This is a genomic window from Caldicellulosiruptor naganoensis (genome assembly GCF_026914285.1).
Lineage (GTDB): Bacteria > Bacillota > Thermoanaerobacteria > Caldicellulosiruptorales > Caldicellulosiruptoraceae > Caldicellulosiruptor > Caldicellulosiruptor naganoensis.
This window is the reverse complement of sequence record NZ_CP113864.1, coordinates 1-13,319: the sequence shown is the minus strand read 5'-3', so window position 1 is coordinate 13,319 and position 13,319 is coordinate 1. Positions and strand designations below refer to the sequence as shown.

Genomic DNA, 13,319 nt, shown 5'->3' with positions numbered 1-13,319 from the left:
AAATCCACTGTCCCATCCTGTGGAACGTGTTTGTAGCCTCCCCTTTGGGGATTGAAACAGGTTTTGACAGGATTTTTTACTTTTTGTTTTTGGCTAGTTTGTAGCCTCCCCTTTGGGGATTGAAACTCATAGCCCATCAGTTGCATAGTATTATAGTATCTAGTTTGTAGCCTCCCCTTTGGGGATTGAAACTTTCGTTTAAGAGCTTTTCTTCTAACTCCTTGCTGCGTTTGTAGCCTCCCCTTTGGGGATTGAAACGGCATTTCAAGAGTAACATATGCAATAACTCTTGCTTTGTTTGTAGCCTCCCCTTTGGGGATTGAAACCCTTCAAATTCATGCACTTTGTACGACACAACATAGGTTTGTAGCCTCCCCTTTGGGGATTGAAACTTGATATTAGTGTTGAGAGGGGGTTTTATGGAAAAGAAGTTTGTAGCCTCCCCTTTGGGGATTGAAACGATCGCTAATACCAGAAGTGGTTTGTGAAGAACTGTTTGTAGCCTCCCCTTTGGGGATTGAAACCTTCCAAATAAGCCCTATCTACAACAGCCTTACACAGTTTGTAGCCTCCCCTTTGGGGATTGAAACACCATACTTTCCAGCTTTTTCATGTTTGCTTTTCTGGTTTGTAGCCTCCCCTTTGGGGATTGAAACAGTAATAGAAAGTTCTGGGACTTATTTCACATTCTTTGGTTTGTAGCCTCCCCTTTGGGGATTGAAACATCTTTCCACTTTTATGTTAACCTCAAAACTGGTATCGTTTGTAGCCTCCCCTTTGGGGATTGAAACTCCCAAACGTCTACAACCGTCGTTCCTTTATGCGGTGTTTGTAGCCTCCCCTTTGGGGATTGAAACACTTATGTAAACCATTCCAGAGATTTGCCAGCTTTTTAGTTTGTAGCCTCCCCTTTGGGGATTGAAACACGCAATACATACTAACCCTGAAAAACTCAAACCATGTTTGTAGCCTCCCCTTTGGGGATTGAAACCTTACTGAATTGCAAAATTAGCGACCTAGGGCTAAAGCGTTTGTAGCCTACCCTTTGGGGATTGAAACTCGTTGTTTGCTTGTTTGTACTTTTTTCCATTTCTTTGTTTATAACTTCCTTTCTTTATAGGAGAAAAATAAGTTGGTACTTCGGTTGTTGTCAATAGCCCGTTCCTTGTGACCTTTGTCAGAAAGAAGATAAGAAAATATGTTTATGTTTGATATTCCCCTTTTCATCTGCTATAAGGTTTTCAAGAAAACTTCTCAGGTGAAATCGATGAACGAAAACCTATTTACTCACAACATAAATGACCTTGAGTAACAAATATATATTCTCTAACAAAACCATCTTTCTCAGGCTTTTGAAAAGACTTGATGAGATTGGAATATTTAAAAATCTCACAGAAGACCAGCTTGAAAAAATTGATAAAAGCTATGTGCTGCCTGACTTTTATCAAGAAGAAAGCGATTTGCTTTACAAAGTAAGTCTTAAAGAAAAAGAAATTATCTTTTACATTTTGTTTGAACACCAGTCTTCAGTTGACCATTCAATGCCCTTGAGGCTTTTGTTCTACATCACAGATATATACAGAGACTATATCAAGGATTTTGACAGAGTGGAAATAAAGAAAAAGGGATTTACATTGCCGGCAGTTGTGCCGATAGTATTTTACGACGGGGAAGACAGGTGGACAGCCGCAAGAAGACTTAAGGAAAAGATTTTAGGATTTGAGGAGTTTGGAAATTGCGTAATTGATTTTGAGTATATATTGATTGACTTAAACCAAGCAGAAAGCATTTTGCAAGTAAAAGACATACTGAGCTTAATATTGAAGCTCAACAGGATAAAAAGGTATGATGAGTTAGAGAGGCTAATTTTAGAGCTTGGAGAATATTTACTGGGTGCAGAGGAGAAGGAGATAGAGGTATTGAAGGTATGTTTGCCAGCTGCTTTGAGAGAGCTTGATGAGATAGAAATTGAGGCTGCCAAAAGAGCGATTGATGAGAGTGTAAGAGGGGGTGAAAAAGTTATGCCACTATTTCAGAATTTGAGAAAGATAAGAGAAGAGTTGATTTTTGAAGGACTTCAGCAAGGACTTCAGCAAGGTTTTGAGCAGAGCAGAATAGAGACAGCTGAGAGGATGATTTTAAAAGGTTACAAAGATGAGGAGATAGCAGAGATTACAGGACTTTCGCTTGAGAAAATAAAAGAACTTCGTGCAAAACATAGAAATTGATTGAAATTTTAAGATTTGTAGGGCTGTCTGGAAGTAAAGTGGCATCTCTTTTACTTTATTTAAAAGCGCAAAAAAAAAAGAGATAAAATTCTGATTAGTTCCATAAAATACAGTTTATAGAGTTTATAACATGTAAATGAATTTTCAAGTATTGAAATTAAAGGGACTGTCCAAAAAGATAATTGGATAGTCCCTTTCTTACAATATAGAGTTTTTGATTTACTAAGTGTTACCTATAATATCGCGAAATAAAAATTTTAAAATTTTGTTTTTAGACAGCCTCTTTAGGCCCATGGCTTTGCGCCGCTAAGTTTCCTTAGCTTTGCCCCTTTCAGGTTTAATTTTTTGTTCAGCAAATTATAAAACAAATATACCTTACAATATAGCATAATTTTTAAAAAATCAACATTTTCTGAAAATTAAAAACTCTTATCTTCCTTTTGGATACCACAAATACTCAACAGATGACTTTTTTACAATAGGCTGAGGGTATAAGCTCATTAACTGCTGGATTTCTTTGTCTATACAGCAGCTGACTTTCAGGCCCATCTCTTTTGCCTTTTCGTAGGTAATTGGATAATCATGTGTGTATTTTCCCTCAACAAGCTCTGTTGCAATTTTCTCTGCAACATCGTCTGGATAGTTCCCGCTCAAAAGCTCCAAAACAGCGTTTTTTGTCTGTCTTATAGCCTTTTTTGCAACATCAGCTAAAATAAGCGTTCTGTCGTCAATCTCAGTTATTGGCTTTTGCTTTACAACCTCTAATATTGACACAGCAGGAAACTCACCAATCTGCGGGTCCACAGGGCCTAAAACCGCATCCGGTGCCATTACAATCTCGTCTGCCGCCAAGGCAATTAAAGTTCCGCCTGACATTGCGTGGTGAGGAATATGGACTGTCACTTTGCCCTTGTGCCTTTTTATTGCCCTTGCAATCTGAAGTGAAGCCAAAACAAGCCCGCCGGGTGTGTGAAGGATAATATCAAGTGGCACAGATGGGTCTGTCATTTCAATTGCCCTTATTACCTCTTCTGAGTCATTTATGTCAATGTACTTATAGATAGGAAAGCCTAAAAAACTCATGGTTTCTTGCCTGTGGACAAGCAAAATTACTCTTGAGCCTCTTTTTTTCTCTATCTTCGCAATAAGTTTTTGCCTTGTTGATTCTAACATTCTTTGTTTCATAACAGGTTGCAGTGAGGTGAAAATTAAGTATAGTACCAATATATCCCAAAAATTCATCTTATCTTTTCCTCCTTGTTTGCTTTTTAATAGTACCTATAAAAGAAAATCTCATCGTCAAAGAAATTGTTGTACCTTCTGTACTTTTTCTTGAAGAAATTAATAGTAAACATGCCAAACAAAAACCCACCTATATGAGCCCACCAGGCAATGCCGCTTCCAAACACAGGCCCAAACAGCTCAAGTATTCCAGATGACACTTGCGACAAAAACCATATCCCAAGATAGAAAAGTGCTGGTATCTCAATAAAAAGTGGAATAAACCCAAGAGGTATCAATGTCACAATCCTTGACAGAGGAAACATCAAAAAGTATGCGCCCATCACACCTGATATTGCACCAGATGCACCAACTGTTGGAATATCAGAGGTTGCGTTGAAAAACCAGTGAGTAAGTGATGCTGAAATCCCGCTTAAAATGTAAAATATTAAGAACTTGAAGTGTCCTACCCTGTCTTCTACATTGTCGCCAAACAGCCACAAGCTCCACATGTTTGAAATAAGATGCATCCAGCTTCCGTGCAAAAACATCGACGTTAAAATTGAACTGGTTGAAACACTAATAGCCGTCAAAATCCCGTGCTGTAGATAGTAAGTAAATCTATCTGGGACAAATCCGTATTTGTATACAAACTGCTGGGCAAGTTCAGGTGGCAGAGAGACCTGGTGTAAAAATACAAAAACATTAATTAATATCAGCAGCCAGGTCATAAAAGGTTTTTCGCGACTTGGGATTGTGTCTTTTAAAGGTATCATCAAAACTCTCCTTTCTTCATAAAAATTCACAGTTATTTGGGTTAGAAAATATTTTTTTGATTTTTTATATATTTTATTAATACCCCTCTTTGATTTAAAAATTTATATGGAAAGTTGAGAAATCTATTAAAATAAAAAAGCTACAGGCTCAATCCCTGTAGCCCTTTTAACAAGATTTTTTACCTATCGTCTCTAATTCTTGCAATTGAAGAGACTTTTATCTCATCCCCGTCAATTCTCATGAGCTTGACACCTTGTGTTGACCTTCCCTGCACAGGAATCTGCTGTACTTCCAGCCTTATAACCACTCCATCTGTTGAGCACAGCATTATCTCATCCTCGTCATTCACCATCTTTATATCAACAATCCTGCCCGTCTTTTCTGTGACCTTGTACGTCAAAACTCCTTTTGCACCGCGTTTTGTCTTCCTGTATTCTTCAATGTCACTTCGCTTTCCAAACCCGTTTTCTGTAACGCACAAAAGATACTTTCCATCGCTTGCCTTTTCCATTCCAACAATAAAGTCGCCATCTTCAAGTGTCATAGCCTTGACGCCCTGTGCCGACCTTCCCATAACTCTTACATCGTGTTCATTGAAAACAACACAGTAGCCTGAGCTTGAAACAAGAACCATCTCGTCATTGCCAGATGTTAGTTTTACATCAATCAAGCAGTCATCCTCAAGCAAAGTTATTGCCTTCTTGCCTGACTTGCCTGTGTTTTCAAACTCGCTCAAAAGTACCTTTTTAATCGTGCCGTTTTTGGTGCACATAATCAAGTAGCCATCTTTGAAGTCTTTTACAGTCATGCAAGCTGTAATTTTCTCATCTTTTTCTATTTGAATGAGATTTACAATTGCAGTACCTTTTGCCTGCCTTGACGCCTCAGGAACTTCGTAAGCTCTCAGTTTGTACACTTTTCCTTTGTCTGTAAAGAACAAGATGTAATGATGAGTTGTTGTGACAAATACCTCTTCAACAAAATCCTCTTCCCTTGTTGAGATTCCCGTTATACCCTTGCCACCTCTTTTCTGGCTCTTGTATGTGTCAAGCGGAAGTCTTTTGATGTACCCAAAGTGAGTAAGTGTAATCACTGTGTCCTGCTCTTGAATGAGCTCTTCTTCCTCAAAGTCTTCTTGTTCGCCTTGAATTATCTTTGTCCTTCTTTCGTCTTTGTACTTTTCTTTTATCTCTAAAATCTCTTTCTTAATAACCTCCTTTACCATCTCCTCACTTGCAAGCACGTTCTTGTAATACTCAATCATCTTAAGAAGCTCCACAAGCTCTTCTTCTACCTTTTGTCTTTCAAGCCCGGTAAGTCTTTGCAGTCTCATATCAAGTATTGCCTGAGCTTGGACCTCTGTAAATCCAAACCTTTCAATTAGTCTTTCCTTTGCTTCATTTACCATTTTCGATGAACGAATGATTGAGATAATCTCATCTATATGGTCAAGCGCTTTTTTGAGACCTTCTAAAATATGAGCTCTCTCTTCAGCTTTTTTAAGGTCATATTTTGTTCGTCTTACAATTACATCCTTTTGATGTTCAATGTAGTAGCTTATCATATCTAAAAGAGTTAGTACCTTTGGCTGGTTGTCAACAAGTGCAAGCATTATTATTCCAAATGTGTCCTGAAGCTGGGTATTTTTGTATAGCTGTTTTAGCACAACATTTGCATCGGCATCCTTTTTTATTTCAATTACAATCCTCAACCCTTCTTTGTCTGACTCATCTCTAATATCTGAAATTCCTTCAATTTTCTTGTCCCGCACAAGCTCAGCAATTTTTTCAATAAGTCGTGCTTTGTTCACCATGTAAGGAAGCTCTGTTATAACTATCCTCTGTCTTCCCTTAGATGTTTGCTCAATCGTAGCCTTTCCACGTACCACTATTTTACCTTTGCCAGTTGAATATGCCTCTTTTATCCCTTTTTTACCGATTATAAACCCACCTGTTGGAAAATCAGGTCCTTTAATTATCTTCATAATGTCATCTAAGCTAGCATCTGGATGGTCAAGCATGTACACAATCGCGTCAACAACTTCTGCCAAGTTGTGAGGTGGAATGTTTGTTGCCATACCAACTGCGATGCCCTGGCTTCCGTTTACAAGAAGGTTTGGAAAGCGCGATGGCAATACTTTCGGCTCTTTTGCAGACTCGTCAAAGTTTGGCATAAAATCGACCGTTTCTTTTTCAATATCGCGCAGCATCTCTACCGCAATTTTGCTCATGCGCGCTTCAGTATAACGCATAGCAGCAGGTGGGTCGCCATCAATCGACCCAAAGTTTCCATGCCCGTCAACAAGTGGATGGCGCATAGAAAAGTCCTGTGCCATTCTCACCAAGCTTTCATACACCGCAGCATCGCCGTGTGGATGGTATTTAGCAAGAACATGTCCGACAACCGTTGCAGACTTTCTGTAAGGCTTGTCTGGTGTAAGTCCAATCTCGTTCATTGCATAGAGAATCCTTCTGTGAACAGGCTTTAAGCCATCTCTTACATCTGGCAGTGCACGAGATACAATTACGCTCATTGCATAGTCTATATAGCTTCGTTTCATCTCTTCTTGTATCTCAACAGGAATTATCCTGAAATCAAGCTCTTCCATGCTTTAATTTTTCCTCCCTTTATAGTGTTCACTTTTTCTCATGCTTTTTTATCCATTCGACAACATCTTCAATATCAATACTACCTTCTGCAATTCTTATAGCTAAATCTACTGTCTCTTCTTTTGTATATTCTAAGATAATATTATGGAGTTTACATAATATTAGTTAAACACTTACACCTAATCTTTTATTACCATCTATTAGAGGGTGATTCCTTATTATTCAAATCTTTCTATTAATTTTTAGCAATCAACAATACATCCTCAATACTCAACATTATCATTTATCAGCTAACTCCTTTAATATCTCGCAATTTTCTTCAATTAAATTCAATAAAATCCAGAACTTTTCTCTGAGTCTCTTCAGGCAGTTTTATAACTTCCTCATAAATTTTTTTTGCAACTTCCACTTTTGAAACACCTCTTTTTTATATATCCAAATTCCTTACATACTTAGCATTTTTCTCAATAAACTCTCTTCTTGGCTCAACCTTCTCGCCCATGAGGATTGTGAATATCTCCTCTGCCATGACAGCATCTTCAAGCTCAACCCTCAAAAGAATCCTTCTTGCAGGGTCCATGGTTGTCTCCCACAGCTCCTGTGCGTTCATCTCACCAAGACCTTTGAAACGCTGAACCTGTGCATCCTTCATCTCTTGCAGGATTTTTTGAAGTTCCTTATCATTATACGCATATCGAACCTGTTTTCCTTTTGTTATCTTGTATAGCGGTGGCTGGGCAATGTAAATGTGCCCATTTTCTACAAGAGGTCTCATGTACCTGTAGAAGAATGTCAAAAGCAGCGTTCTTATGTGAGACCCATCAACGTCAGCATCAGCCATGATGATTACTTTGTGATATCTCAGTTTCTTGAGGTCAATGTCGTTCCCAATACCACAACCCAATGCCTGAATTAAAGGAAGTAGCTTGTCATTTGAATAAATCTTGTCAGGGCTTGCTTTTTCAACGTTTAGCATCTTACCCCAAAGAGGCAAGATTGCCTGATAGCGCCTGTCTCTTCCTTGCTTTGCAGAACCGCCTGCAGAGTCACCCTCTACAATGAATATCTCGCATTTAGCAGGGTCTTTTTCTGAGCAGTCTGCAAGCTTGCCGGGCAAGTTTGAGCTGTCTAAAGCAGATTTTCTCTTTATAACAAGCTCTCTTGCCTTTTTTGCCTCCTCGCGCGCTTTTGCCGCCAAAAGTGCTTTATCTATTATCTTTTTTGACACATCAGGATTTTCTTCTAAAAATGCTGCAAGCTTTTCAGAAACCAAACTTTCAACTGCCCAGCGTGCTTCACTGTTCCCGAGCTTTGTTTTGGTTTGGCCTTCAAATTGCGGCTCGTGAATCTTAACAGATACAACCGCTGTCATGCCATCTCTGATATCTTCACCTAAAAGCTGATTGTCTCCTTTTACAAAGTTATACTTTTTTGCATACTCATTAACCGCTTTTGTCACAGCAGCTTTAAAGCCAACCAAATGTGTACCGCCATCTATTGTTGCAATGTTGTTTGCAAATGAATAGATGTTTTCACCAAACTCGTCTGTGTATTGTATTGCAACTTCAATCAAAATCTGGTTTTTCTCACCTTCAATATAAATTGGGTCGGGATGCAAAACTTCTTTGTTGCGGTTTAAATACTTTACAAACTCTGCAATACCGCCATTGTACTTTAGCTCAATCGTTTTCGGATTTTTTTCTCTCTCATCGGTAAAGGTGATTCTTATACCTTTGTTTAGAAAAGCAAGCTCGCGAAAACGCTGTAAAAGCACTTCTGCATCAAACTCAATTGTCTCGAATATTTCATCGTCTGGCAGGAATGTAACCTTTGTGCCTGTTCTATCAGCCTTACCGATTACCTTTAGTTCACATACCGGTTTTCCTCTTTCATATTTTTGGTAATATATTTTTCCGTCTCTGTAGACTTCAACCTCTAAGTATCTTGAAAGTGCATTAACAACAGATGCACCAACACCGTGCAGGCCGCCAGACACTTTATACACGCTCTCATTAAACTTTCCGCCTGCGTGAAGTACAGTGAAAACTACTTCAACACCACTTTTTTGAAGTTTTGGATGAATGTCAACAGGAATCCCACGTCCATCGTCTACTACAGTTACGGAATTGTCCTTGTGAATGATAACATCAATATTCTTACAAAATCCTGCCATTGCCTCGTCAATTGCATTGTCGACAATTTCATATACCAAGTGATGAAGTCCTCGCTGGGATGTTGAGCCTATATACATTCCAGGACGTTTCCTTACCGCTTCAAGCCCTTCTAGGACCTGTATTTCACTTGCAGTGTATTCTTTCTTTGGATTTTTTGTGGTATCCAATTTTGTATCACCTTCCAGTACAGAATTTTAGACAATAAAAATAAAGCTACTTTTATGTCATATCAAGGTAGTTGTCTACATATGAGTTGAAATTGACAAATCTTTTTGCAAGTGTTGTTGATGAAACCGGAGAGACAATGGCATAAAGTCTTCCATCAATCTCAAGAAGTAGTATAGATTTTTTCAAGTCGTCGTTTATAACAACAACTCTATCTTCACTCTTTAGTTTTTCTAAAATCTTTAAGTTGTCCTCAGAGCTCATAAAAATATCATAGTTCATTATCAAAAGAAGCTCAGAGCTGTTGATAACATAATCCTCTCCTATATGAGCAAACATACCTTCACATCCCTATGGAGTTTTTAAAAATAAAAACTTCATAGTTGAACAAGATTTATATCATCCTTAATAAGTCCTGCACTTATTAAACTTTCCTTTTCCTCTGCAGAGGTTATAATAGCTTGATAATCCCGGCATAGCCCAAGCACATTTTTCCTCTTTTCATCATCAAGTTCTGAGAAAATGTCGTCTAAAAGCAAAACTGATCTTTCAAAGAGCTTTGCAGAGGCAAGATATATTGCAATACATGCAAGCTTAATCTGTCCTTCTGACGCGTACTCTTTTGCACTTTTTTGGTTTATAAGAACATCAAAATCGTCTCTGTGAACCCCTTTTGTCGTAAATCCAAAGTTGAGGTCTTTTTCAAACTGCTTTTTAAGTTGGTTGTAATATTCTTCTTGACTTGATGATTCAATCGACGGTCTGTACACAAGGTCGATTGTACTTTTGTCTTCAAACACCTCATACCAAACCTGTTTTGTCGCCTCAGACAGCTTTTTTATTGTCTCTTCTCTCTTTTTAGCTATCTGATACCCCAGTTTAGAAAGCTCTACATCGTACACATCTATTATATCCTTTTTATCGTAACTTTTCAAAAAAGCGTTTCTGCTCATCAAGGCTTTTTGATAGTCCTGAAAGGTTTTTATCATATGAGGATAGATCTTTGCAACCTCCATGTCTAAAAACCTACGGCGCACCTTTGGGTCCTGTTTTATAAGTTCGGTTGAATCTGGTTCAAAATATACAAACTTGAACTTCTCTATAAGCTCAGATAACTTATTAACTTTCTTTTCATTTATCATTATTCTCTTTTGAGAAAGCCTGTCTACATAACAGAATACCTTATATTCAAAATCATTCTGAAAAATGGATGCCTCAAGCTTAAAATAGTCACTTTCAAAGTTAATAAGATTTACATCCCTTGCTTTAAAAGACTTTCCACAAATACAAAAATATATAGCCTCAAGAAGGTTTGTCTTTCCTGAGGCGTTTTTCCCTAAAACCAAATTTATTCCATCTTTGAACTCAAAAAATCTCTGCTTGTGATTTCTAAAGTTTTCAATATAGATACTTTTTAATATCATCTTTTCAAAACCCCAAACAAAAAGCTTTATTCGGGCATCTTTACAGGCAGTACAAGGTAGATGTAATTCTGGTCGTCCTGCGGTCGTACGATGCTTGGGCTTGTATTTGATGTGATGTAGAGGTCAACCTGCCCATCTAAAACTTTTAAAACATCTAAGAAGTACTTGACGTTAAATCCAATCCTGATGTCCTTTCCTTCAACATCACACAGAACGTCTTCCTCGTACCTACCGTCTGTTGAATATGACATTACTCTAAATAACATTCCTGAAACTTCAAATATAACTGCTTGGACGTTTGTCTTTTCATCTTTTGAAACAATTGAAGCTCTCTCCAAGGTGCTCTCCAGAACATCTGACGAGATAGAAATTCTTGTTGAATACTCTGTTGGAATGACATTTTTGTAGTCAAAAAACCTACCAGCTATCAAGGTTACAATTATACTTGTTGAACCTATCTCAAACAAAGCTTGGTTTTCAAAAAACGAAACCCTCACCTTATCTGCTTCCTCGATGTCTATTATCTTTGTTATATCATCCAAGTTCTCAGCAGGCACAATCTCTGAAAACTCACCATCTACCTCAATTGGTTTTAACTTGCAGATTGCAAGCCTGTGCCCGTCCATCCCCACAAGGTTTACAAAATCTTCCTCTCTTTCGAAAAGTACACCTGTAAATGTGGGCCTTGTCTCATCCTTGGATGTTGCAAATATAACCTTGTCCATAGCATCTTCGAACTCTGTTGCAACAAACTCACAGTAGCTGTCAACTGGTTTTCTGTCCATCTTTGGAAAATCAAGCGGGTCTAAGCTTGGAAGCCTAAACTCTATCTTCTGGCACCTGACTTTCACTTCGTTATCCTCTTTAATTATCTCAACATCGCCAGATGGAAGCTTTTTCACAATGTCAGACAAAAGCTTTGCTTTGACAAGGGCAGCACCTTTTTCTAAAATCTCAGCATTAAACTCTGTTTGTATTTGCATTTTCATGTCATTTGTAGTAAGCACAACAACATCCTCTGCTTCAATAAGCACACACTCTAAGATTGATGTGACCTTTGTTGATGCTGCAGAATATATTACCTTGGAAATATTGTCTTGCAAAACCTCTTTGTCCACAACAAATCTCATTTCTCTTCCCTCCTTTTTTATTTGGGGGTGTTGCTATCTAAAAAGCAAAACAAAAAACTTGTCATCAACAGTAGTACTAAAAACGCCTGTGGATAAGTTGAAAACTCCTTTGAGTACTTGAGAAATGTAGATTTGAATAACTTAATAACATTGTGGATAATTTGGCTGGTTTTCAACCAAATTAACATGTGGAAAATCAAATTCACACCAAGTTATCCACAGTTGTTTATTCTCTGTTGATAAGTCGTTTTTTTAAGTTTTCCACAGTGTTTCTTATGTTAGTATCCTTGTTGATAAGTTCTTTGATTTTTTCACAGGCATGAAGTACTGTTGTGTGGTCCTTTCCGCCAAATGCTTCTCCTATTTTGGGTAAAGACACGTTTGTGAGTTCTCTTGCTAAGTACATTGCTATCTGGCGCGGAAATGCAACATTTCGCGACCTTCTTGATGATTTAAAATCCTCAAGCTTTATATTGAAATAGCTTGCAACCTCTGCCTGAATATCCTCAATTGTAAGCTCTTTTTTGGAATTTGTATCGATAAACTCTTTTAGGGCCTTTTCGGCAAGTTCTAATGTGATTTCTTTGTCAGGTGCCATGAGCTTTGAGTATGCCAAGATTTTGTTAAGTGCACCTTCAAGCTCTCTTATGTTTGTGTCAATCTTTGAGGCTATGAACTCTAAAATATGCTGTGGCACTTGTGTTCCTTCAAGCTGGCATTTTTTACTCAAAATTGCGATCCGCGTCTCGTAGTCAGGCGGTTGGATGTCTGTGATAAGTCCCCATTCAAAGCGGGACCTGAGCCTGTCTTCTAAAGTGTTTATCTCTTTTGGTGGTCTGTCTGATGATAAAATTATCTTTTTGTTTGCTTCATACAGTGTGTTGAATGTGTGGAAGAACTCTTCTTGGGTCCTCTCTTTTCCGCCCAGAAACTGGATGTCGTCAATCAAAAGAACGTCAACATTTCTGTACTTCATTCTGAACTCGTCAGTTTTTTCATCTCTAATTGCAGCGATCAGCTCGTTTGTGAAAACTTCAGATGTTACATACATAACCTTTGTGTCAGGATAGAGCTTTAATACATGATGGCCAATTGCGTGCATAAGGTGTGTCTTTCCAAGCCCAACTCCACCATAGATAAAAAGCGGATTGTATGTCTTTTCACCGGGTGGGGTTTCTGCAACTGCCAGGGCTGCAGCATGAGCAAGCCTGTTGTTATTGCCAACAACAAATGTCTCAAAAGTGTATTTAGGATTTAGCGTTGTTGTAATTTCAACCTTTTCTTCTTGTTTTTGCTTTATGTACTTTTTATACTTATCAACCTCATTTGGCAGGATGACTTTAAAACTCAAATGAGGTGAGTAAAGCTGCCTCAGGGCGTTTAGTATCAAGACAGAATATCTATTTATAACTATCTCCCTGTGGAAATCTGCAAATGCCTTTAAAATTAGAGTGTCGTTCTCATCAAAACAAATGGGAACAAGTGTTTCAACCCATGTGTTGTATGAGATATCTGTTGGGCTTGGGTTCAGTTCTTTTTTGATAACCTCCTTGATATCTTCCCATACTTTATTGACGTCGTAATCTACCAT

General features: G+C 38.1%; 9 protein-coding genes, 1 CRISPR repeat array and 1 riboswitch (1 of these 11 running past the window's edge). Of the genes, 1 reads left to right on the top strand and 8 read right to left on the bottom strand.

The features are described 5' to 3' along the window. A CRISPR array of direct repeats spans positions 1–1,059; the repeat unit is 30 nt; unit sequence GTTTGTAGCCTCCCCTTTGGGGATTGAAAC; it reaches 2,180 nt to the left of the window's first position. Positions 1,060–1,352: 293 nt separating this feature from the next. After that, a complete protein-coding gene (locus OTJ99_RS00045; RefSeq protein ID WP_269015375.1) occupies positions 1,353–2,228 on the top strand; it encodes an Rpn family recombination-promoting nuclease/putative transposase in 876 nt (291 codons plus the stop codon). Between the two features lie 271 nt (positions 2,229–2,499). Continuing rightward, positions 2,500–2,565, bottom strand: a riboswitch (cyclic di-GMP riboswitch). A gap of 92 nt (positions 2,566–2,657) precedes the next feature. Here OTJ99_RS00045 and OTJ99_RS00040 read toward each other — a convergent pair. From OTJ99_RS00040 to dnaA, 8 genes are all read right to left on the bottom strand, one after another. Continuing rightward, positions 2,658–3,470, bottom strand: a complete 813-nt coding sequence (locus OTJ99_RS00040) for an SDH family Clp fold serine proteinase (RefSeq protein WP_045166017.1) — start codon at positions 3,468–3,470, stop codon at positions 2,658–2,660. A gap of 26 nt (positions 3,471–3,496) precedes the next feature. Next, positions 3,497–4,225, bottom strand: coding sequence for a rhomboid family intramembrane serine protease (locus OTJ99_RS00035; RefSeq protein ID WP_045166018.1), 729 nt, complete (start codon positions 4,223–4,225; stop codon positions 3,497–3,499). Between the two features lie 179 nt (positions 4,226–4,404). Next, positions 4,405–6,834, bottom strand: a complete 2,430-nt coding sequence (gene gyrA / locus OTJ99_RS00030; protein ID WP_045166019.1) for a DNA gyrase subunit A — start codon at positions 6,832–6,834, stop codon at positions 4,405–4,407. Between the two features lie 428 nt (positions 6,835–7,262). Then, positions 7,263–9,176, bottom strand: coding sequence for a DNA topoisomerase (ATP-hydrolyzing) subunit B (gene gyrB / locus OTJ99_RS00025; RefSeq protein ID WP_045166020.1), 1,914 nt, complete (start codon positions 9,174–9,176; stop codon positions 7,263–7,265). 52 nt (positions 9,177–9,228) lie between these two features. After that, positions 9,229–9,513: an extracellular matrix regulator RemB gene (gene remB, locus OTJ99_RS00020; RefSeq protein ID WP_045166021.1), complete on the bottom strand. Its 285-nt coding sequence runs from the start codon at positions 9,511–9,513 to the stop codon at positions 9,229–9,231. 38 nt (positions 9,514–9,551) lie between these two features. Then, a complete protein-coding gene (gene recF, locus OTJ99_RS00015; protein ID WP_045166022.1) occupies positions 9,552–10,598 on the bottom strand; it encodes a DNA replication/repair protein RecF in 1,047 nt (348 codons plus the stop codon). Between the two features lie 26 nt (positions 10,599–10,624). Beyond that, entirely contained in the window at positions 10,625–11,728 is a 1,104-nt protein-coding gene (gene dnaN, locus OTJ99_RS00010; protein ID WP_045166023.1) for a DNA polymerase III subunit beta, read from the bottom strand. A 226-nt stretch (positions 11,729–11,954) separates the two neighbouring features. Next, positions 11,955–13,319 carry a chromosomal replication initiator protein DnaA gene (gene dnaA, locus OTJ99_RS00005; protein WP_045166024.1) on the bottom strand — a complete coding sequence of 455 codons (1,365 nt, stop codon included), beginning with the start codon at positions 13,317–13,319 and terminating at the stop codon, positions 11,955–11,957.